The following is a 21,989-nucleotide window of genomic DNA, read 5'->3' as shown; positions in this document are numbered from 1 at the left end:
GCCGATTGCATTCGGCCTCCATCTGCGCAACACTCACCCCATAAAGGGAGAGAGATACAATGACCGATCTGGAAGAGCGGCGCCTGAAAATCGTGCGCGATCATATGGCGCTGGAAATTACCCATGAATGGGATGCGGTGATCGATACGTTCGAACATCCGCGCTACGAGCTCTATGGCGATGGCACCGTGTTCGACGGCGAGGAAGCGGTGCGCGCCTATTTCGCGCTGTCGCGCACGCCCTTTCCCGACCAGGCCAATGAAGTGATCGCGATCGGCCCGGCGGGCGAGCATGTGGTGCTGGTCGAATTCTGGCTGACCGGCACCCATCTGGGCCCGCTGACCGTCGGCGGAACGGTGGTCGAGCCGACCGGCAAAAGCTTTCGGGTGCGGATGGCGGCGAGCTTTGAATTTGCGCCGGGGACGGACCGGATCGTGTGCGAGCGGGCTTATTTTAGCGAGGGGTTGATTGCTAAGGAATTGGGGTTGTGAGTTTATGCTTCATCTCTTTCGAGCTGCTCGAGGAGGCCTAAATAGCAAGCAAATGCTTGAGGCCAACAGCTCGGATGTCCAAACATAAAGAAATACAAATAATTCTTGGGCGAACAAAATATGATTATACATTTCATGGCTTTTTAGTAAAAACAATACCTAACCAAATTAAGTTATTCAAATATACTGATGGTTCCTATAAAAATGCCAAAACAATACCCAGCATGCAAATAATTTGACAGGACAAAAATATGTTTGTTACCCCTAATCAAACTTGGCAAGCAGCCTACCAATCGACCAGAGATTCTTTTGGATTGGCCAATGATGCCATTGGTGTTTTCGCAGTTCAATTGCGTTTCAATCTTGACGACATCAAAAATTTGGCCGCAGAATCTATTACGGGTGGCGGCAACGATCGTAAATGTGATGTACTTTACATAGATAGAGAAACGGGGGTAGCCGTTGTCGCACAGTGCTATGTGGCTCAAACCAAAAAGCCCGCAGCGAAATCGGACAAAGCCGCTGATTTAAATACAGCGATTAGCTGGCTGTTAAGCGCCCCTATCGATACTCTCGATCAATCGTTACGAGGAAGAGCGGAAGATTTACGCGATGCTCTACAATCGGACAAGATCAACCAACTCCATATTTGGTATGTTCATAATCTCCCCGCTTCAAAAAATGTGGAAAAAGAACTTAAAACCGTAGAAGAAACAGCGATCAACGCGCTAGCGAATTATGGTAGCGGATCAGATATCAACGTGTTTGCCAAGGAAATTGACACAAATGAACTCGAATCACTTTACACAAAAGCAGAACGGACAATTATAGTCGTCGACACGTTTGAAGTCACAGTGCCTGACGTCATTGAACACAAAGAAGATCGATGGTCTTCGATTAGCACGTTTGTGCCCGGTCGGTGGCTACAAAAACTTTACAGCGACCATGGCACAGATTTATTTTCGGCAAATTTACGAAGTTACTTGGGTTCACGCTCAAGCGAAAAAAACATCAACAATGGAATAAAGCAAACAGCTATAGATGAACCAGAGAATTTCTTGGTTTATAACAACGGAGTGACTTCGCTCGTGTTGAACTACGAATATGGCCGAAAAACTAAAAAAGGAAGAAAGCTGTCGATCACCGGAGTTTCGATTGTAAATGGCGCGCAAACCACTGGATCAATTGCCAACTCAAATGAGGAAATCGATGAGAAATTGATGGTTGGAATACGGTTTGTCAAAGCAGAGAGTGATGATCTAATTGAGAAAATTGTGAAGTTCAATAATTCTCAAAATAAACTCGAGGCAGCAGATTTTCGAAGCAACGATGCGATCCAAGATCGATTAAGAATTGAGTTCACCCGAATCCCGGATGCGGAATACGAAGGCGGCCGAAGAGGCGGCGCATCCGACGCCATTAAACGTAGCAAATATACTTTGCCTTCCTACACGGTCGGGCAGTCGTTAACAGCTTTCCATGGCGAGCCGGTTATTGCTTATAACAGTAAATCTGATATTTGGATCAATGACAAATTATACTCAAAAGTATTTACTGAAAGAACTACAGCCCGACATATTTCATTTTGTTATTCTATATTGGAAGCTATAAATAATAAGCGACTAAATCTTTTGGAAAAGAGCAAAAGTGAAGATGAATCCTTAACGGAACAAGAGAAGTCCACACTAAAATATTTGGACAAAAAGGGCTCCCATTATCTCCTGATCTACGTGGTGGCTCAGTGTTTGGAAACTATTTTGGGCCGTTCGATTCCGAATAAATTTGATATAAAATTTAAAAAGAATGCCTCCCCATTCGAATTAGCGAATGAGTGGGAAAAAATACTCGACATTCTATTGCCTCTAGCCAACCAATTAGATGATGCTTTTGCAAAGGGCCGCATCACAAATGAAGGGGTAGCTAAATCACTGACAAAATTCACAGCCGTATTCGCTGCAGTTGCAAACCTTCAGGAAACAGCATTTTCACAGTTCGCATCCAAGATCCAATTGGACTAACGAGCGCCTCGATGCCACCACCCCAGAATGTAACAAATTTTTGATACTCTCTCCACCCAAGACAACAGTAGGCACCACTGTGACCACCACCCAATTAACCCACCGCCAAGCCCACTGCCTCTGCGGCGCCATCACTATCACCGCCTCTCAGGCCGCCAGCCATGTTGATGCCTGTCATTGCCGGACCTGCCGGCGCTGGGGCGGTGGGCCGTTTGTCGAGATTGATTGCGGGAGTGATGTGGTGATCGACGGCGCAGAGAAGATGACCGTCTACAGCTCGTCCGAATGGGCGGAGCGGGCCTTTTGTTCGGCTTGCGGTTCGCATCTGTTTTACCGGCTGAAAGACAGCGGCGAGCATATGGTCTGCGCCGGGCTGTTTGATGATGCGACGGACAAGGATGAGGGCCTGAGCCTGAAACGGCAGGTGTTTATTGACGAGAAGCCCGGCTATTACAGCTTTGCCGGGGACAGCGAGACGCTGACCGGGGCCGAGCTGTTCGCGATGATCGAGGCGGCGCAGCAGGACTGACGGCGGCGCCGGGGCTCAGTCCCGTTGCAGCTGCCGCATCCGGATCAGAAGATAGAGCGCAAAGCCCGCGGCAACGCCGGGGATCACGCCGAGCAGGATGCACAGCCAGCCATGGCGGATGCCCCGGCTGTGGCGCTCGTGCAGGATCCAGGCGGCGAGGATCAGCCAGCAGGCCAGCACATCGGCGGAATAGCCACTAGCATAGGGATTGACGAAACCGGCGGCAAAGGCGGCGGGCACATCCGGATCAGCGATCAGTGGCGGCAGCACCACTGCGCCAAAGACCAGCAGGAACGCGGCGGCGGTGGCGATGATGACGGTTTTGAACATGGTTTCGGTCATGATATTTCCCCCTCCCGCCCGGAATGCCATGGTCGGCAGCGCTTTGCATCCGTTAATCGGTAGCCATGCGGGCGGCGGCGGGAGATCGCTTTACAGCCTGCTCCGCTTCGGCAAGCGCCAGACTGTTTTTATTCAGCGCCAGAATGCATTTCGCGGGGGAACAAACGGGGCGCTCGTGCCTTGATACTATGTGCAGGCACTGACGCCGGCATCCCCCACCGGCCGGACAGCCGGCCAAACAGAAGGACCGTGAAAATGGGCGAACTCGTAGACAAAGTAAAAGGCAATGTGAACGAAGCCGTTGGCAAGGCCAAACAGAAAAGTGATGATCCCGAAACCCGCGCCGAAGGCAAGGGCCAGGAAACCAAGGGCAAGGCCCAGCAGGTCAAGGGCGAAGTCAAGGGCGCTCTCGGCGACGACATCTAAATACACTCCCTGAACTACAGGCGCTGCCCATCCCCACCCTCCATCGCAGCGCCGACCAAGAAGCCGTCCCTTTATCGGGGCGGCTTTTTTGGTTGGGAGGATATGGGTTGAAGCGTGCTTAAGTGGGTTGGAGCGTGCTGGCGTCGCTCAGTCCGTTCGTGCTGAGCTTGTCGAAGTAGATTGGGATAGGGGCAGCGCGTTGAAACGCCTGCCGTTGATCTGCGGTCGTCTGCTACTCGAAAGGCTCAGGGCGAACGGAAGTGTAGGCCTGCGCCAACCAGGCTATCGCCGCGTTTCTAGGAACAGGCCTCAACATAAGCGAGCGTGGGCATGGTGCCGACGTGGATCTGGCTGACCTTGCCATCGCTGTCGATCTCGAAGCGCAGCGCGGACTCGCCGCTCTTGGCATTCGGCGCGGTCAGATATTTGCCGGGGGCTTCGACATAATGGTGCGGCGTTGCCGGGAAGGCAAAATAGTCCTTTACTTCGGCCTCGGTGGCACCGGGGCCAATGCCCTCGATCAGCTTGACCTTCGAGCGCTTGCCGATCGAAATGCGCCGGACCTTGCCGCCTTCGGTGATCGCATAGGCGCCGGGATAGTCAGGCGACCCGAGAACAACGCAGCTGTCGGATGCCTGAGCGCCTTCTGCGCTCCAGCTGCTGCCTTCGGGAACCGGCTGGCCGATCCGCAGATCGCCGAGCCCGGCCAGGGTCAGAATATTGGGCGAAGCCGCGGTCTTGTCGGCGGGAGCGGGCTTTGCGGGGGCGGTCTTGTCCGGGGCTGTTGCCTGGTCTTCCGCAGGCTGTGCCGGGGCTGCGGTCTCCGTTTCGTCCGCCGGTGCGGGGTCCGGCTCGGCGTTGAAGGAACAGGCGGCGAGCAGCGCCAATGGCGCGATGGTGATAAAATGTTTCATGCTCTATTCGACTCCGCTGGCGGCAAAAGGTTCCGGCTTCGCGTCCGATGATAAATTTCCGCTTTTCCGAGGGCAGCCGCAACTGGACGCTGGGTGCGTCGTCAGCCGCCCGTGCCCAGCGCCTTGTCTGCGAGGATCGTATCCATATATTCGCGCACCTCGACGATCTTCCCGTCGCGCATCCGGAACACGAAACAATAATCATTGTCATAACGATTGCCCTCGACGGTCTCGGCATCGCCCTTCGCCAGCACCACCACGTGATCGCCGTCAGCGATGATCAGCTCCGGGATATTGCAATAGGGTCCGGCAAAGCGCGCGAACAGCGGACCGACCAGATCGCGCTCGACCGCCGCCAGCCCGCTCGCCTGTTTCGACCAGGCGCTCGAGCCCATCACCCGCCACTCGATATCCTCGGCAAACAGCGGCAGGAAATGCGAAGGATCACCGTGCTTCAATCCGGCAAAGGCCCTGGTGATCAGCGCGCGATTATCTTCGGTGGTCTGGGTCATGGTTGGCCTCGTCTTTTCGGTACGATGGAGCTTCCCAGATTATGCCGACATGGCGTCGTGGTTCAACTCTCAATGCGACCTGACGGCGACGCCTGTGGCACGGTCAATAGCAGGCGCACCGCCTTCGCGCTGCACCACCCGACCACCGATGGTCAGTCCGCTATGCGCTCCAGCACCAGCTCCGACGGATGGTCCTCGCCGTGGACGTCACGGTAGCTTTCGCTGCGCGTCATGCGGTCAGGGCCGGCGAACGCGAACCGCAGTGCGGACTGATATTGTTCTTGCGTTGGGTCGAGATCGGTGGCGTCGCGATACGCGAAGCGGATTCCCCCGGCCGTGTCCGGCACCAGCTCCAGACGCGGCTGGTTGCCTTGCGGGCAATAATGAGTCGCCAGCAACGCGTCGCCATCGCGGTGATAGACGGTCAGCGAATGGGGCTGGCCATTGCCGGTCCATTCCTCGACCAGCACCGATCCGCCCGCGGTCGGATAGAAGCGGATTCGCAAGGCGCTCTCCGGCTTGCCGAGCGGTTGCCAGACACCCGCCAGCGTCTTGAGCCGTTCAAAGCTCGTTTCGGGATTGGGCGTTGCGGGGCCCTCGACCGGGCCGACAGAATCGTCGCGCACTTCCTCCACCTGCAGGGAACATCGGCCAAGCGCTTCGAAATAGCGGCGGCTGGCCTCCTCATCCCCGGCGAGCGCGCGCTGCAGCTCTCGCTCGACAGTGTCGACGGGATCACGATAGGCCGGTTGGTCCATGTCCGTGGTTCGGAAAAATTCCACCGCAAAGACGGCATAGGGCAAGCGCAGCTCCTCGGGGAAGGCAGCCGCTGCCGCGCTGGGGAAACGGCCCTCGTCCACGGCATCGGCGTGGAATATCCAGCGGCCGCTGCAGCGCGATACGTCGCGGTCATTATAGACCATCGGCGCCTCCGCCTCTCCTTTAACGAAGGCTGCTGCGGCGATTTGCGGATCGAACGCCGCGCTTTCCTCCGCCGACGCGTCCTCACCCGAAAGCGCGACCAGGGCCGCAATCAACAATCCGGTTCCGGTCAGCATCGCTTCAATTCTCCCTCAATCCAATCCCCGCCGATAATGGTTGGCGGATGGCACAGCGGTTATACGCCAGTGCATGGTCCTGTGCGCCTTCTAGCGCCTTTGTGACTTGGTGCGAGGTTTTTCATTCCCGCGTTGTAAAACTGGAACGGGTCTCTGCCTGTGAACTGGCGATCAAGTCAATATGTCGGGAAATAGAATTATTTTAACATGGGGATGGGTTGAGTACACTATGATCATAGTTTCAGTTTTGGGCATTTAGTAAACTGTCACGGTAATCCAGATCTGGCGGCTGGTGTCTTCGCGGACCTTGCCTACTTCGGCCAGAGCCCGGCCAGTTCCATCATCGAGAGCAGCTTCAACGTGTTGCCGAAATAGTCCTCGTCGGCGGCGGGGATCGCATTGAGGTCAGCCCACAGGGCATCCATCCACTTCTGATCCGCCGCCGCATCGCCGCTGCCAGCCACCGCACTGGCCGCGAACATCGCGATAAAGGCTGCGCTTTGCCCCGATTGATCCGGGAGGACCGTGCCATCAAGACGGTAGCTCGTGGCAATCTGCGCGGGCACGCCGTCCGTCTTCGCCATGATCCATGCATTGATGGGTATAAGGCGGCTGGCGGCGCGGGCATCGTCGCTGGCAAGCAGATCAAGGCTGAGCCGCCAGGGGTAACGGAACGCGTTCCAGGAGAAATTGCCGTCGTTTTCTCCTTCCAGAAAATTGGGACTGGCAGGCTTGGGATCGTCCGGAAGACCCACCAGAAAATCGGGCACGAGGCCGGTATCCGGCGCATAGGCGGCGGACAGATCTCCCCACACGGCATCGCCTCTGTCGCGAATTTTGGTCCATGCCGCAGCCTCACCGCTGTCAGCCGAAGCGAACAGGTAGAAGCTGCCGGGCATGAAATCCGATGACCGCGAAGCATCGTCGTAAGGCGCCTCAACCGCCCAGTCGCCCAGCCGCATCATGCCATCAGCGGTGGTTTCCCGGGCCAATATGGCGCTGCGCACTTTGGCGGCGGCATCCCCGTAGCCGCCCCACCGCGCATCGGCGAGTTGCAGCGCCAGCGCAATATCCAGATCCCCGTCGGTGGCCGAGGTATCTCCGCCGTCCGGGGCATCCTTGCAGTCGCGCGTCTGGTTCCAGCTCATCAGCCCTTCGCCGGCGGCGGTCTGATGGGCCAGGAAGTAGGTCACCATCTTGTCGAACAGCAGCTTGGCCTCCGGGTCCCGGTCCGCCATCAGCACCAGCGCCAGCATGCCGTAGCCGTGGGCTTCGGACACCGTCAGCGTATCGGGGGCGCTGCCGCCATAGGCGGGTTTGCCATCACCTGAGACGTCGACATAGGCGCCGCCACAGCCTTCCTTGAGATAGATACTCTTCCAGCTGGTCCAGAACTGGTCGAGCGCAGCCAGGCGCGTGGATTCAGACGCCGAGGGATAGACATGCTGCGCTGCCGGAGACGAGGTCGGAGCGGGAGTGGGAGTAGACTGGCCCGTCGCAGCTGGCGGTGCGGGCGAAGGGGCGCTGGCCCCGTCATCTCCGGCGCAACCGCACAGGGCGATGGCAAACAAACCGCTCAGATGGCTCGCTCTCACGTGTTCGCTCCCTCCGCTTCGTTAAACACGATCCGTTTCCCAACTGGTGGCACGATAGGGCCTGCAGAACCGAGCGATGTGAACGCCGCCGATCCCCTGCCGAACATGGTTACTATACACTGGCGGAGCGATCCATGCCACTGTCGTTTGTTGGGCCAATCACCGGCCTTTACATACAGTTTCCCGCCCTCTTCCGCATTCTCACGCGATTTAGTCGGCTGAAGCGCCCACCGTTTGAGCCAGGAGTGAGCAGCGGCCCAGAGCTTCGAAATAGTGACGGGTGGCCTCTTTCTCACCCGCCAGTGCCAGACGCAGCAATCGCTCCGCCTTGTTTTGGGCATCGAACATGCTCTCGATCTCGGGGGGATCGGCGTTGAAATAGTCCATCGCGGTGATGGCATAGGGCAGCCGGAACTCGTCGGGAAAACGCGCCTCGGCATCTGCAGGGAAGGCCCCATCGTCCACTGCATCGGCGTGGACCACCCAGCGCCCATTGCAGCGCGAGAGGTAGCCAATATCGTATGTGGTCGGTGCCTTGGCCTCGCCAGCACGAAAGGCTGCAATGGCCGTTTCGATATCGAAAGGCACCGCACCTGCCGCCATAGCACGCTCCCCCGGAAGCGCAGCTACGGCAGCGAGCAGCAAGACTAGATCAGTCCGCATGCGCCTAGCCCACAACCTTTACGGTAACGCCGCGACAGTTCCTCCATGCCTTCCACGGCAATTTCGCGCGCGTCCCGACTGATCTTCATCGAGCAAAAAGCCCCATCCCGTCACCTCTTCGCCGTAATCTTGATCTCTACCAGCGCCGTCGGCTCGTAAAGCTCGGTCACGCCCACCGCCGTCCAGGCCGGGAAGGGAGCGGTGATGAAGCGGTTCTTGACCTGCACGAATTCGTCAAGCTGCGGGCCCATCGGGCCGGCGTGGAAGGTTTCGAGTTCCACCACGTCATCCCAGCCGACACCAGCGCGTTCAAGCGTACTGCCGATCTGGTCGAAAGCGCGGGTGAAGGCGGGTTGCATGCCCTCGTCGCCTTCCATTGGCCCTGCCATCACGCCTGACAGGATCACCAGATCGCCCACGATCACGGCATCGGAATATCCGACGGCTTCCTGAAAGGCCAGCGCCTCGGGGTCTTCAGGCATGAGCGTTTCGAGCGCGGCCTGCTCCTCCACCGGAACCTCTTCGGCTGCCGGGCTGCAAGCGGCAACAAGGCAGGCCAGAACCGAGCCCAGCGAAAATGCGATCATACGTTTCATGCTAGCTTCCCCCATTAGATAAGGGGGGAGACTGCGCCAGAACACACCAGCTTGCAACAGGCTTCGCGCGCTATTCCGTTTCCACTTCCGGCAGATAGAGACGCTCGCCCTTCTCCTTGTAAAGCTCGCTCATCTCCTCCATCCCCTTCAGCGCGGCCTGACGGCTCGCCTCGGCGGTGTCGGCGCCAGACTTCGTGGCTTCGAGGAAGCTGTCGGGATCAGAGTTCTGCTTCGAGGCGAAGTCGCGCACTTCCTGGCTGATCTTCATCGAGCAGAACTTAGGCCCGCACATGGAACAGAAATGCGCGGTCTTGGCGCCTTCTGCGGGCAGGGTCTGGTCATGGAATTCCTCTGCCGTATCCGGATCGAGCGACAGGTTGAACTGGTCGCGCCAGCGGAATTCGAAGCGGGCTTTGGAGAGCGCGTCGTCGCGGACTTGCGCGGCGGGGTGGCCCTTGGCGAGGTCGGCGGCGTGGGCGGCGAGCTTGTAGGTGATCACGCCGACCTTGACGTCGTCGCGGTCGGGCAGGCCCAGATGTTCCTTGGGCGTGACATAGCAGAGCATCGCGGTGCCGTACCAGCCGATCTGGGCGGCGCCGATGCCGCTGGTGATATGGTCATAGCCGGGCGCGATGTCGGTGGTTAGGGGGCCGAGCGTGTAGAAGGGCGCCTCGCCGCAGACTTCGAGCTGCTTTTCCATATTCTCCTTGATCTTGTGCATCGGCACATGGCCGGGGCCCTCGATCATCACCTGGACATCGGATTTCCAGGCGCGGTGGGTCAGTTCGCCGAGCGTGTAGAGCTCGCTGAACTGGGCCTCGTCATTGGCATCGGCAATCGAGCCGGGGCGCAGGCCGTCGCCGAGGCTGTAGGCGATGTCATAGGCCTTCATGATCTCGGTGATGTCGTCGAAATGCTCGTAGAGGAAGCTTTCCTTGTGATGGGCGAGGCACCATTTCGCCATGATTGAGCCGCCGCGGGAGACGATGCCGGTGACGCGCTTGGCCGCCATCGGCACATAGGGCAGACGGACGCCGGCGTGGATCGTGAAATAGTCCACGCCCTGCTCGGCCTGCTCGATCAGGGTATCGCGGAAGATTTCCCAGGTCAGGTCCTCGGCGACGCCGCCGACCTTTTCGAGCGCCTGGTAGATCGGCACGGTGCCGATCGGCACAGGGCTGTTGCGGATGATCCATTCGCGGGTGTCATGAATATTGCGGCCGGTCGACAGGTCCATGACCGTGTCGGCACCCCAGCGGATCGACCAGACCATCTTGTCGACTTCATTGGCAACGTCCGAGGCAACGGCGCTGTTACCGATATTGGCGTTGACCTTGACCAGGAAATTGCGGCCGATCGCCATCGGCTCGGATTCCGGGTGGTTGATATTGTTGGGGATGATCGCGCGTCCTCGTGCAATTTCATCCCGCACAAACTCAGGAGTGACATAGTCGGGGATCGAAGCGCCGAAGCTTTCGCCGTCGCGCTTATATTCCTTGAGCCGTTCGCGCCCGAGATTTTCGCGCTCGGCGACATATTCCATTTCCGGGGTGATGATGCCCTGACGCGCATAATGCATCTGGGAGACATTGGCACCTGGCTTGGCGCGCAGCACCTTGCGGCGGACATTGGGGAATGGCGCGACGCCGCCGGAGCGGTCGGGGCCGAGCTGGCCATTGTCTTCCGGCTTGACCTCGCGCTGGGTGACTTCCTCGACATCGCCGCGGGCGCGGATCCACGGGCTGCGCAATTCGTTGAGGCCGGTCTTGATATCGATCAGCGCTTCGGGATCGGTATAGGGTCCGCTGGTGTCATAGACGCGGATCGGATCCTCGCCGCCTTCCAGCTCGATCTCGCGCATCGCAACGCGGATGCCGGAGCCGCTGTGCGCTGCGACATGGACCTTTTTGGAACCGCGGATCGCTCCGGTGGTGACGCCAATTTCGGTTTTTGCGGGGAGGTCGGCCATGTGTCGTTCCTTTGTCATTCGCGGAACGAGGGCGGGTTTTGGTGAAAACCGCTCCCTCCCTCCGCCGGTAAGCCCGTTTCCACGGTGCCGGATCAGGTTCAGCGGGTCGCAGGGCGTTACACCTGCCTCTCAGTCAAACGACTCCCCGGGGATGACAGGAACGTAGAGACTTGCTGACCGGATGTCATGCCAATTCTGGCGACAGCCGCAACCAGGCTTTAGTTTAATCGGTCGATTAAAAATGTTGGTATCCCGCGCGGTGATCTGTTATCTTTCCTGCAAAGCCCGCAGAGGCGCCAAATGGAGTGGATGATGACGGAATCGAACAAGGCACAGCTGGATGTAATCATTGTCGGGGCGGGCTTTGCTGGCCTCTACCTGCTGCACAAATTTCGCGGAATGGGACTCTCGGCCCGCGCCTTTGAGACCGCCGACGATGTTGGCGGCACCTGGTACTGGAACCGCTATCCCGGCGCGCGCTGCGATATCGAGAGCATCGACTATTCTTTCAGCTTTGATCCCGAACTGGAGCAGGAATGGGAGTGGAGCGAGAAATATGCGACCCAGCCCGAAATCCTCCGCTACGCCCAGCATGTCGCCGACCGCTTCGATCTGCGCCGCGATATCCGCTTCGAGACCCGCGTGGAACAGGCCGTCTGGGACGAGGAGCAATCGTGCTGGCATGTCACTACCGACAAGGGCGATACGGTCACTGGCCGGTTTTTCATCATGGCGACAGGATGCCTGTCGCAGCCCAAGGATATCGATATCGCGGGTATCGAGGATTTCACCGGGGAGATCTACCGCACCCACAGCTGGCCGCATGAGGGCGTCGATTTTACCGGCAAGACAGTCGGCGTCATCGGCACCGGATCGTCGGGCATCCAGTCGATCCCGCTGATTGCCGAGCAGGCCGACCACACCACTGTCTTCCAGCGCACCGCCAATTATTCAATACCCGCCGGCAATGGCCCGATCGCCCCGGAGAAGGAAGCGGTGAAGAAACGCTATCAGGATTACCGCGAAGAGGCGCGCTGGACCAAGGTCGGCGTGCCGGGCAAGGAGGCGATGGACTTCGCGCTGACGGTGTCGGACGAGGAACGGCAGCAGCGCTATGAAGAGCTTTGGGACAAGGGCGCGATCCCGCATCTCGGTTCCGAATTTGCCGACATATTGATCAGCGAGGAGGCAAACGAAACGCTGGCCGAATTTGTCCGCAACAAGATCCGGTCGGTGATCGAGGACAGCAATGTCGCCGATATCCTGACCCCGACCGAATTTCCGATCTGCACGAAGCGCGCCTGTCTCGACACCAATTATTACCAGACTTTCAACAAGGACAATGTCGATATTGTCGATATCAAGGCCAATCCGATCACATCGATCACCGCCAGCGGGATCGCCACGCAGGATCAGGATTTCACCTTTGACGCGATTGTCTTTGCCACCGGCTTTGATGCGATGACCGGCGCGCTGCTGGCGATTGATATCCGGGGTCGGGCGGGACAAAGCCTGAAAGACAAATGGGCGGACGGGCCGCTGAACTATCTGGGTCTGACGGTTTCGGGCTTTCCCAATTTCTTCATGATCACCGGCCCCGGCAGCCCGTCGGTCCTGTCGAATATGGTGCTGTCGATCGAACAGCATGTGGAATGGATTGCCGACTGTCTCGCCTATATGGGCAAAGAGGAGCTGACCGTTTTTGACCCAACCGAAACGGCGGAAACTGGCTGGGTCGAATATGGCACGGCGACCAGCGACATGACGCTCTTTCCCCAGGCAAAGTCCTGGTACATGGGTGCGAATGTGCCCGGAAAGCCGCGCGTGTGCCTACCCTATGTCGGCGGCGTTGCGGCCTATCGCCGGGTCTGCAACGATGTCGCGGCGCAGAACTATCTCGGCTTCCGCTTTGACGGCCCCGGCGGGGCGCGCTGCAATGACGGACTGGTCAGACGGCAGCAGCCCGATGTGGTGGCGCTGCTCGAAATACTCGACGAGATGGAATTGCCGCCATTTGAGAGCATGTCGCCGGAAGAAGCGCGCGCCACGTCGGTTGCCATGAACGCGGGCAATCCGCCGGGGCCGGAGGTCGGCGAAGTGGTAGATGGCACCTATCCGGGCGCCGATGGCTCGCTGGACTATCGCCTGTACCGGCCGGAGAGCGCCGGCCCGCATCCCGTCACGCTCTATTTCCATGGCGGCGGCTGGGTGCTCGGTGATCATACTTCCGATGACGCCTTCTGCCGCGACCTTTGCAATAATACGGGCAGCATCGTCATTTCCGCCAATTACCGCCATGCGCCGGAAGCGCCCTTCCCCGCCGCTGCCGATGACGGTTTCGCCGCCCTGCAATGGGTTGCCGGCAATATCGAGACGCTTGGCGGCATCGAGCGCGAACTGGCGGTTTGCGGGTGGAGCGCTGGTGCGAATATTGCGGCGGTTGTCTGTCAGCTGGCGCGCGACGCAGGCGGACCGGCTGTCAGGGGCCAGGTCCTGATCACGCCGGTTGTGGATGCCAGTGATGACAGCCCGTCGATGACCGACAATGCGGAAGGATTCGTGCTGACGAAGGCGCTGATGGAGTGGTTCTGGGACCATTATGCCGATCCTGCCCATCGCACCGATCCCAAGGCCTCACCGCTGCTCGCTGATGATCTGTCCGGATTGCCGCCAGCGCTGATTATCACCGGCGAATTTGATCCCCTGCGCGATCAGGGCAAGGCTTATGCAGAGGCGCTATCCAAGGCCGGCACAGAGGTTCGGCAGACAACCTATCCCGGACAGATCCATACGTCGTTCACGGCAGTGGGCGCGATTCCGACGGCCGACGGAGCGCGGCAGGAAATTGCGGCGGCGCTGAAACAATATTTCAAGGTGATGGAAGCGGCTTAGGTATCGGGCTTCGACGAAGCGCCTCTTAGCTGACCTGCAGCCGCACCAGGCCCGCAAATATCGCACCGCAGCCAACGACGATGGAGAACCCAGCCAGAATACGATTGCTGCCGCCCGTCAACCTGCTGGCGAACTTCAAAAACCAGTCGCCAAATGCCAGGATCAGAGCGCCTTCAAGAAATATCCAGCCGCCGAGTACAGTGATCAGGATCGAGAGAAGGTCTGCGGGATTCCAGGGATTGACCAGATAGATGGTTGCTCCCAGCGCCAGCGTGACCATTGCCGTCAGAAATTGCAGCGCGCTGCTTTCGCGAATCTCCTGCACCATTTTCGCCCAAAAACCGGGACGTCGAAATTCACCGGTCCCCGCGGCGACCGCGTAGAGGCCGATAAAAAGGGTAATCCAGCCGGTGATATTGCCCGTGTTGCCCAGCGTTTGGCTCCTCTTGCCTCCATGCCAAAAGCGCATGTTCGATGTGCAGAAGTCTAAGGCTAGTGGGAGAGCAGGTCCAGTGATGATTAAAGGTCTTGTCAGAACGGAGCCAGGTGACACGGAGCCGCAGAGGATATTTGCCGCGCAATCGGGCCATCCGTCTTCTGCGGGGAACGCTGGCTCCCTCTCAAAGGGTGGCAATGGTGGAGGTTATTCTGTCATGCGCTGAATGCTCAGGCAAAAGGTGTCGCGAATTCGACCCGTGCGCCACCGACAAGGACTAGGCCAACATGGTGGACTCCAGTCGTCAGAGGCGCGGTCATATATCATTGTCCTTGATTGGGTGTTGAGTTGGGTTGGCTGGCGCGCAACCGCGCGACTTCAGCGCGGAGCTGCTCCACCTCGGCGGTCAGCGGCGCAATTGCGGAAGCGATTTCGGCTTCAGAAAAGCGCCGCATAATGTGCTGCGGACAATTCCAGTCGAAGCCGATCACGTCGATGACATATATCCTCTCGGGGACCGCCTTGTAATCTTCAGCCATTAGCGAATGAAGCAGGTCCGGATCGTCTTCCAGCTCGACAATCCTGGCCTTGCCCAGAATCTTCAGACGGCGTTTGTTGGGATAGTCCATCAGGAATAGCGAGACGCCAGGCCGGGTCTGTAAATTGCTTGTGCTGATATATTGCTTGTTGCCGCTATAATCGGCAAAGGCCAGACGGTTGCCACCGAGCAGCTTGAGAAACCCGGCCGGCCCACCGCGATGCTGTACATAGGGCCATCCATCTGCGGTTACACTGGCCATATAGAAGCTGTCACGGGCAGCCAGAAACATCGCTTCTTTCTTGCCCAGAATATCGGGCCCGTCAGCACCCTGCTCCATTCTTGCATAGGCATCGCGCGATCCGGCCTGTTCCTGCATGGCACGCGCAGTATCGGTGAACAGGGTTCTGATATAATTTTGCGCCATTTCCATTCTCCAGTTTGCACGGTCTAAGTGGCATAAGAATACGACAAGCAACGATCCTGTCGACCGCGCACAACCAGAGATAATCCGTTGCCTGAATAGAGATAACACCATATTTTTGAACATCACTATTACAAATTCAGTAATAATAATTGGTCGAATTCAGACTCTAGAGATGTTCGTCGCGGTTGCCGATGAAGGCAGTTTTTCGGCGGCAGCGCGGGTCCTCCGGGTATCGCCACCAGCGGTGACACGGGGGATCGATGCTTTGGAAACCCGGCTGGACGTTTCGCTATTCCATCGTTCCACTCGTGCCGCATCACTGACCGATGATGGCGCGACGCGAAGGATCTTGAGCGACATACAGGATGCCGAACGGCAGGGACAATTGATCGAGGTCCTGAGGACCGAGACGCCGACCCCTCAGCCGATAAATCTGTTGTTTGAGAGCGCTCGGCGCAGCTTGCCGGCCACCCGGTTGTTCATAGATGGAATGAAGAACAGGGCAGCAGACCAAGGCCTAGCCGATCCACCGCCTTATCAGAAAGTATAACCCACGCCTATTGCGCCGAAAAACTGGTCAGCACTGCCGCGGATCGATGTGACGGGCGACCGTTTTGGGTCACCGAGCATGCGCGAATAGCTGCCCAGAAAAATCAGGCTGAACCCGCCATTGGTGACGTCGCCGTCAAGATCGACGCCGGTGAGCACCGATGCGCTGACGTTTTTCCAGCCGCTGTCGGCGGTAAAGGTCGGCAGACCGCTAGCTGCTGATCCGGCAGGCGAAATGCTGAAATAATAGTCAGCATAATTATCATCCACATATTCACCACTGAACGAAAGGCTGGTGACGACGCCCTGGCTCAGAGGCGTGAAATAGGTCAGGCTCGGGTACACGACCATACCGTCATGCGCCCCGGCGACATCCCAACGGACGTCAACCTGTGCCGTCAGCGAGTCATAGGGGTTCAGTACCCGATTGACCTGAATGCCGGCAAAAGGACCGACTTCAACGGCAAAATCAAGCTTGCCCAGCGAACGGACGACGGGGTCCTTGATCGAATTCTCACGGTCGAAACGTGCGCGAACAACGGGGCCGAAGATAAAATCAACCTTGGCGCCGTCCTGATCGGGAATGACATCAAAAGCGATACCGGGACCGCGTGGCTGAAAATCGATGCCGCCGAAGCTGCCAAGCACCACTGGCAGCGGGGAAATCGTGTAGTCGTCCGATCCTTCGTAGCTCGGGCCCACAGCGACGCCAACACCCGCCGTCAAATAGTCACCGTCAAAAACAGATTTTTCGGGCTGTGGCGGAGCCGGATCTTCCTGCGCCAGAAGCGGCGAGGACAGACTGAGTCCGAGAGAAAGGAGAGCGGTGTGACGCAAGATATTTGAATTTTTCAAGATTTGTTCCCAGTTGTTTGCTTACCCTTCAAACGCGCAGTTCGGCCAACGGTTCCAACCCAGTTATAATCTCAAATGATCTTTTTGCAGCAGAAATGCTAGCCCCCCAGCCGTTCTTCAAGCACCTCCCGCAATGCAGCATGACAGTCGGGGTCTGGGCGACGCCCGATTCTCCATGCAAAATTTCCAGAACCTTGTCCGATGGCATCGCTCGACGATCGGGTCTATCGGCCGCCAGCGCGTCATAAATGTCAGCAATCGTGATGATCCGGGAGGTTAGAGAATATAGTTCATGCGGACCGCATAATGAGCATCCTGCGCGCCGACGGTAAACTTGGCTGATTCAAATTTCGGCGGGCCCATGCCGATTTTGGGATTGCGGGAAAAGCCAAAACCTTCGCGCGGCAAAAACAGCCGCATGTCCATTTTGCCGTTGGCATTTTCATCATGGATCAGGGCCACAGCATAAGTACCAGGCTTCACGCTGTCGATCTCGATCGTCCCGGCCTTAGCCGCCGAAATCTTCAGTTTGCGCGCCTTGGCATCCTTGCCGCAATCCGGGAAATATTTCGGATTGGCGCTAAGGCAGACCAGAACATCGCCTTTGTCGGAACGCAAATTGGTGATCGCCAAGTCTATCGATGCGGAAGCTGTCGGCGCAAGAGGTAGGGACGTTTCGCTAGCGTACGCGCTTGCGCCCAGCAGCACCGAAACTGCCGCCAAGATCGGCAAGCCCGATATCCGTACCGCAGATCCGATCCCAGAAGCGGAAATATAAGCCATAATTACCCCTGTATAACTCATGATGTTTTTCATGATGGGTCGCGGTTATGAGCCACCGGCCTAACCTGCCCTGAACAAGCGAGCGCGGGAACATTTCCCAACCCATGTGATTGGACACGCCCATAACCGTCATCACCAACAATACCAGCCCCAAAACGCCGACATGAATCGGTATTGCGACGACCAGAGCCGGAATCACCACGGCACCACTGATCGCCTCAATCGGATGAAAACTCATCGCAGCCCAGGCGGTCGGCGGGCGACTATCGTGGTGGACCGCGTGGGCCACCTTGAACCACCGCGGCCGGTGCAACAGGCGATGGGTCCAGTAAAACCAGCTATCGTGCAAAAACAAATAAAGGAACAACGAAACAGGTAAATACCAAAGAGGGTAAGCATACAGATCGGTGTAAATTTTCGTCCAGCCTTCATTTTGCCAGCCCCATGCGACAATGCCGGCCGGGATCCCGTATATTGCAGCGGATAACAACGACCAGCGAATTTCGCGACCGATCTGGGGCTTCAGCTTGTCATATTGCCCAGGCCGCGTCCTGACCGTCAGCCAGGCAAAAAAACCGCTGGTCAGCAGATAGCGACCGCCGACGATAACAGTCATTGCAATGGCCGAGACCAGAATGGCAAGAGCGTAATCCATGGCCGACGGAATATGGCGCTGATCCCGGCGGGGCAAGGGATAAAGCATAAATCGTCTACATGCTTTCAGACAGGCTTTCCCCTGCCCAAAGCATCGGCTAAGGCAAGGTGATGCCGAAGCAAGCCCGTTCCTCAAACCAGTACGATCTGGCTATCGCTGGCGGCGGTCTTGCCGGTGGGCTGGTGGCGCTGGCGCTGGCAAAATTGCGGCCCGAACTGGATATCGCTCTCATCGAAGCCGAGGAGCATTTTGGCGGAAACCATATCTGGTCCTTTTTCGAAAGCGACGTCGAGCCGGAACACCGGTGGCTGGTGGACCCGCTTATTTCACGGCAGTGGGACAGCTATGATGTGCATTTCCCGAAATATAGCCGGAGCCTGAGCAACGGCTATTTCTCAATCGAGTCCGAAAATCTCGACCGGTTACTGCACGAAAAGCTGCCAGCCAATGCCCTCAAAAGCGGTCAGAAAGCAGAGACGGTCAAGGCCGGGATGGTCACTGTCAAAGACGGCGATCCGGTGGTTGCAAAGGCCGTTCTGGATGTGCGGGGCGGCGGCGATCTGTCGGCGCTGGAATTCGGCTGGCAGAAATTCAGCGGCCAGATGCTGCGTTTGACGGAACCGCACGGACTGGATCGGCCGGTGATCATGGACGCCACGGTCGAGCAGATTGACGGCTATCGCTTTTTCTATTGCCTGCCGTTCAGCGAGACCGAGGTGTTTGTCGAGGACACCTATTATGCAGACGGAAACGCGCTGGACGAAACGATCGCGCACGACCGGATCGCGGAATATGCGGCATCCCAGGGCTGGAACATCGCCGAAATCCTGCGCGAAGAGGCGGGCCAGCTCCCGGTCATCTATGGCGGCGATTTCGAGGTCTTCTGGAAGGCTAACAAGAGCGTCGATGCGCGCGCCGGAGCCCGGGCCGCGCTGATCCAGCCGATCACCAGCTATTCGTTACCGATGGCGGTCAAAACCGCGATCCTGATTGCCGAAATGCCCGAGATCAGCCAGAAGAAACTCGACAGGATGCTCAGAAATCTGGCGACCAAACATTGGAAGAACGGGAAATTTTATCGCATGTTGTGCGCATTCCTTTTCCTTGGTGCGGATCCCGACAAGCGCTACAAGACGCTGGAACACACCTATACCAAGGACGAGGAATTGCTGGCCCGTTTTTACGCCGGTAAGTCCACCCGGATGGATCAGGCGAATTTGCTGACCGGCAAGCCGCCTATTCCGATTTCAAAGGCTATTCCGCTATTGCTGAAATATCGATGAGTAAGATTGTCTTATGAGTGACGTTGCAAAATCACAGAATGAACTGTTCAAGAAAGCAGCCGTAATCGGTTCCGGCTTTGGTGGTCTGGCGCTTGCGATCCGGCTGCAGTCCGCCGGCATTCAGACGACCATATTGGAAAGCCGCGACAAGCCTGGTGGGCGCGCCTATTATTGGGAAAAGGAAGGCTTTATTTTCGACGGCGGGCCGACGGTGATCACCGATCCCGATTGCCTGTCGCAGCTGTGGGAGCTGAGTGGCCATGATATGGCCAAAGATATCGAGCTGATGCCGGTCTCGCCCTTCTATCGGCTGAACTGGCCGGATGGCACCAACTTTGATTATGTCAATGATCCGGAGCAGCTGTACGCCAATATCGCGGCGATCGAACCGGGTGATGTCGAAGGCTACAAGAAGTTTCTCGAATATAGCGGCGGACTCTATGAGGAAGGCTATGTCAAGCTGGGCACCAAGGCTTTTCTCGATTTCAAGTCGATGATCAAGGCGGCCCCTGCCCTGATGAAATATGAAGCCTACCGCTCGGTCTACGCCAAGGTGTCGAGCTATGTGAAGAACGAAAAGTTGCGCGAATTTCTGTCTTTTCAGTCGTTGCTGGTTGGCGGCAATCCGATGAAAACCAGTGCCATCTACGGACTGATCCACAAGCTCGAACGGCTCGGCGGCGTGTGGTTTGCCAAGGGCGGCACCAACATGCTGGTGGCCGCCATGGTCAAACATTTTGAACGGATCGGCGGCGTGATCCGGCTGAATGATCCGGTCACGAAAATTGACACGATCGGCGATCGGGCTTCGGGTATCACCTGCAAATCCGGCTGGAGCGAGAAATTTGACGCCGTCGCCTCAAACGCCGATGTCGTGCACAGCTATCGCGACCTGCTTGGCCACAAGCATCGCAGCGATACGGTCAGCGAAAAGCTGCTCAAGAAAAAATTTTCGCCCTCGCTGTTTGTCGTCCATTTTGGCTTGAAAGGCAGCTGGCCGGGCATTCCGCACCATATGATCCTGTTCGGGCCACGCTACCGGGGCCTGCTCGACGATATCTATGACAATGGCGTTCTGCCCAGCGACTTCTCGCTCTATCTGCACCATCCGACGGTCACCGACCCGGAAATGGCCCCTGAAGGCCACAGCAGCTTCTATGTTCTGGCACCAGTCCCGCATCAGGGCAAGCTGCCGATCGACTGGGAAGAAATGGGCCCGATTTACGAGAAGCGTATTCTCGATGAGATCGGTCACCGGCTGATCCCCGACATTCATGACCGTATCATCACCAGCTTTCACTATACGCCACAGGATTTCGGCACCGACCTCAACGCGCACCTCGGCAGCGCGTTCAGCCTGGAGCCGCTGCTCACCCAGAGCGCATGGTTCCGGGTGCACAATCGTGATGATATTATAGACAATCTCTATTTTGTCGGCGCGGGCACCCATCCCGGCGCTGGCATTCCCGGCGTGGTCGGCAGCGCCAAGGCCACTGCCGAACTGATGCTGGAAGACCTGGGGTAACGCGCGATGAATCGCACCAATCTGATACTTCACGCCAAAGACAGCATCGAACGGGGATCAAAATCCTTCGCCCGGGCGTCGAAACTATTTGCCAGGCAGACCCGCGAACGGTCGTGGCTTCTCTATTACTGGTGCCGCGCCTGCGATGATCTGGCCGACGGTCAGGATCATGGGCACGGCATGTCCACAATCGCCAATCCCGAAAAGACCATCGCCGCTATGCGGATGATGACCGCGCGGGCGCATGGTGGAGAACAGACCGGCAATCCGCCGTTCGATGCCTTTGGCGTGGTGGCGCAGGAATGCAATATCCCGAAGAAATTTGCGGATGATATGATCGACGGCTTTGCCCTGGACGCTCAGGGTTGGCGGCCGCAGAGTGAAGATGATTTGCTGCAATATTGCTATCATGTCGCTGGTGCCGTCGGCTGCATGATGGCGGTGGTGATGGGCGTTTCCGCGCGCGATCATGATGTACTGGACCGTGCCTGCGATCTCGGGCTGGCGTTTCAGCTGACCAACATCGCGCGCGATGTCGCCGAAGACGCGCAAGCCGGTCGCTGTTATTTGCCGCAGGACTGGCTGGTCGAAGCCGGTATCGATCCCGAGCGGATCCTGGCACCAGAATATCGACAGACGCTGATCCTGCTGGTCAGCCAATTGTGCGATCTGGCAGAAGAATATGAAGCTTCTGCGCGCGTCGGTGCAGCAAGCCTCCCGTTTCGGTCCCGCTGGGCGGTGCTGGCCGCTGCCGGTATTTATGGCGATATTGCCCGCGCGGTCCGGAAAAGCGATGGGGCTTCGCTTGATCGGCGGATCTATACCAGCAAAAGGAAAAAGCTCGGCTGGATCACGAAAGCTTTCGGACAGGCGCTGACCAAAAGGGCCAAGCGGGATCGACAGGGTTTGTGGACCAGAGCGCGGACCGTTTAA

At 57.7% G+C, this 21,989-nt stretch carries 22 protein-coding genes and 1 riboswitch; of the genes, 9 read left to right on the top strand and 13 right to left on the bottom strand.

Annotation, left to right across the window (positions count from 1 at the left end):
* The first annotated feature begins 59 nt into the window (after positions 1-59).
* From ACN0WW_RS04570 to ACN0WW_RS04560, 3 genes are all read left to right on the top strand, one after another.
* A complete protein-coding gene (locus tag ACN0WW_RS04570; protein ID WP_417609869.1) occupies positions 60-491 on the top strand; it encodes a nuclear transport factor 2 family protein in 432 nt (143 codons plus the stop codon).
* A gap of 251 nt (positions 492-742) precedes the next feature.
* Positions 743-2,509, top strand: a complete 1,767-nt coding sequence (locus ACN0WW_RS04565) for an AIPR family protein (RefSeq protein WP_417609867.1) — start codon at positions 743-745, stop codon at positions 2,507-2,509.
* Positions 2,510-2,588: 79 nt separating this feature from the next.
* Positions 2,589-3,038, top strand: coding sequence for a GFA family protein (locus ACN0WW_RS04560; protein WP_417609865.1), 450 nt, complete (start codon positions 2,589-2,591; stop codon positions 3,036-3,038).
* Positions 3,039-3,053: 15 nt separating this feature from the next.
* On the opposite strand, the gene ACN0WW_RS04555 is transcribed toward ACN0WW_RS04560, so the two are convergent.
* Positions 3,054-3,380: a DUF2834 domain-containing protein gene (locus ACN0WW_RS04555; RefSeq protein WP_417609863.1), complete on the bottom strand. Its 327-nt coding sequence runs from the start codon at positions 3,378-3,380 to the stop codon at positions 3,054-3,056.
* Positions 3,381-3,635: 255 nt separating this feature from the next.
* Here ACN0WW_RS04555 and ACN0WW_RS04550 point away from each other — a divergent pair, with 255 nt between their 5' ends.
* Positions 3,636-3,806, top strand: coding sequence for a CsbD family protein (locus ACN0WW_RS04550; protein ID WP_417609861.1), 171 nt, complete (start codon positions 3,636-3,638; stop codon positions 3,804-3,806).
* Between the two features lie 296 nt (positions 3,807-4,102).
* On the opposite strand, the gene ACN0WW_RS04545 is transcribed toward ACN0WW_RS04550, so the two are convergent.
* The 7 genes from ACN0WW_RS04545 to thiC all read right to left on the bottom strand — a co-directional run bounded on the left by ACN0WW_RS04545 (position 4,103) and on the right by thiC (position 11,113).
* On the bottom strand, positions 4,103-4,720 hold the full coding sequence (locus tag ACN0WW_RS04545) for a hypothetical protein (protein ID WP_417609859.1): 618 nt from the start codon (positions 4,718-4,720) through the stop codon (positions 4,103-4,105).
* A 101-nt stretch (positions 4,721-4,821) separates the two neighbouring features.
* Positions 4,822-5,232, bottom strand: coding sequence for a nuclear transport factor 2 family protein (locus ACN0WW_RS04540; protein WP_417609857.1), 411 nt, complete (start codon positions 5,230-5,232; stop codon positions 4,822-4,824).
* A 152-nt stretch (positions 5,233-5,384) separates the two neighbouring features.
* Positions 5,385-6,290: a hypothetical protein gene (locus ACN0WW_RS04535; protein WP_417609855.1), complete on the bottom strand. Its 906-nt coding sequence runs from the start codon at positions 6,288-6,290 to the stop codon at positions 5,385-5,387.
* Positions 6,291-6,601: 311 nt separating this feature from the next.
* Entirely contained in the window at positions 6,602-7,885 is a 1,284-nt protein-coding gene (locus tag ACN0WW_RS04530) for a glycosyl hydrolase family 8 (RefSeq protein ID WP_417609853.1), read from the bottom strand.
* 210 nt (positions 7,886-8,095) lie between these two features.
* Positions 8,096-8,548, bottom strand: coding sequence for a hypothetical protein (locus ACN0WW_RS04525; RefSeq protein WP_417609851.1), 453 nt, complete (start codon positions 8,546-8,548; stop codon positions 8,096-8,098).
* A gap of 110 nt (positions 8,549-8,658) precedes the next feature.
* Positions 8,659-9,144, bottom strand: a complete 486-nt coding sequence (locus ACN0WW_RS04520; RefSeq protein WP_417609849.1) for a Rid family hydrolase — start codon at positions 9,142-9,144, stop codon at positions 8,659-8,661.
* Positions 9,145-9,214: 70 nt separating this feature from the next.
* The gene (thiC, locus tag ACN0WW_RS04515; protein ID WP_417609847.1) at positions 9,215-11,113 is read right to left on the bottom strand and encodes a phosphomethylpyrimidine synthase ThiC; all 1,899 of its coding nucleotides are present in this window, start codon (positions 11,111-11,113) and stop codon (positions 9,215-9,217) included.
* A gap of 39 nt (positions 11,114-11,152) precedes the next feature.
* Positions 11,153-11,271, bottom strand: a riboswitch (TPP riboswitch).
* 151 nt (positions 11,272-11,422) lie between these two features.
* Here thiC and ACN0WW_RS04510 point away from each other — a divergent pair.
* Positions 11,423-14,005: a flavin-containing monooxygenase gene (locus ACN0WW_RS04510; protein WP_417609845.1), complete on the top strand. Its 2,583-nt coding sequence runs from the start codon at positions 11,423-11,425 to the stop codon at positions 14,003-14,005.
* A gap of 25 nt (positions 14,006-14,030) precedes the next feature.
* On the opposite strand, the gene ACN0WW_RS04505 is transcribed toward ACN0WW_RS04510, so the two are convergent.
* Together ACN0WW_RS04505 and ACN0WW_RS04500 are read right to left on the bottom strand one after the other, a co-directional pair.
* Positions 14,031-14,474 carry a hypothetical protein gene (locus tag ACN0WW_RS04505; protein ID WP_417609843.1) on the bottom strand — a complete coding sequence of 148 codons (444 nt, stop codon included), beginning with the start codon at positions 14,472-14,474 and terminating at the stop codon, positions 14,031-14,033.
* A gap of 290 nt (positions 14,475-14,764) precedes the next feature.
* A complete protein-coding gene (locus ACN0WW_RS04500; RefSeq protein ID WP_417609841.1) occupies positions 14,765-15,406 on the bottom strand; it encodes a pyridoxamine 5'-phosphate oxidase family protein in 642 nt (213 codons plus the stop codon).
* 172 nt (positions 15,407-15,578) lie between these two features.
* Here ACN0WW_RS04500 and ACN0WW_RS04495 point away from each other — a divergent pair, with 172 nt between their 5' ends.
* On the top strand, positions 15,579-15,956 hold the full coding sequence (locus ACN0WW_RS04495; protein WP_417609839.1) for a LysR family transcriptional regulator: 378 nt from the start codon (positions 15,579-15,581) through the stop codon (positions 15,954-15,956).
* On the opposite strand, the gene ACN0WW_RS04490 is transcribed toward ACN0WW_RS04495, so the two are convergent.
* The 3 genes from ACN0WW_RS04490 to ACN0WW_RS04480 form a co-directional block, all read right to left on the bottom strand.
* Positions 15,944-16,810, bottom strand: a complete 867-nt coding sequence (locus ACN0WW_RS04490) for a MipA/OmpV family protein (protein ID WP_417609837.1) — start codon at positions 16,808-16,810, stop codon at positions 15,944-15,946. The genes ACN0WW_RS04495 and ACN0WW_RS04490 overlap by 13 nt on opposite strands.
* Positions 16,811-17,086: 276 nt before the next feature.
* Positions 17,087-17,428 (bottom strand): DUF2141 domain-containing protein, encoded by a 342-nt coding sequence (locus ACN0WW_RS04485; RefSeq protein WP_417609835.1) that lies wholly within the window; start codon positions 17,426-17,428, stop codon positions 17,087-17,089.
* Positions 17,429-17,489: 61 nt separating this feature from the next.
* Positions 17,490-18,248 (bottom strand): sterol desaturase family protein, encoded by a 759-nt coding sequence (locus tag ACN0WW_RS04480; RefSeq protein WP_417610488.1) that lies wholly within the window; start codon positions 18,246-18,248, stop codon positions 17,490-17,492.
* Positions 18,249-18,358: 110 nt separating this feature from the next.
* On the opposite strand from ACN0WW_RS04480, the gene crtY reads away from it, so the two are divergent.
* From crtY to ACN0WW_RS04465, 3 genes are read left to right on the top strand one after another with little or no spacing between them, the layout of a single operon-like run.
* Positions 18,359-19,531 (top strand): lycopene beta-cyclase CrtY, encoded by a 1,173-nt coding sequence (crtY, locus tag ACN0WW_RS04475; protein WP_417609833.1) that lies wholly within the window; start codon positions 18,359-18,361, stop codon positions 19,529-19,531.
* Between the two features lie 13 nt (positions 19,532-19,544).
* Complete coding sequence (locus ACN0WW_RS04470; protein ID WP_417609831.1) at positions 19,545-21,056, top strand: phytoene desaturase; 1,512 nt, start codon at positions 19,545-19,547, stop codon at positions 21,054-21,056.
* Between the two features lie 6 nt (positions 21,057-21,062).
* The gene (locus ACN0WW_RS04465; RefSeq protein ID WP_417609829.1) at positions 21,063-21,989 is read left to right on the top strand and encodes a phytoene/squalene synthase family protein; all 927 of its coding nucleotides are present in this window, start codon (positions 21,063-21,065) and stop codon (positions 21,987-21,989) included.

This window comes from Parasphingorhabdus sp., from assembly GCF_048269865.1.
Classification (GTDB): Bacteria; Pseudomonadota; Alphaproteobacteria; order Sphingomonadales; family Sphingomonadaceae; genus Parasphingorhabdus.
Note: the sequence above shows the minus strand (reverse complement) of the source record. Positions and strands in the feature narration are given on the sequence as shown.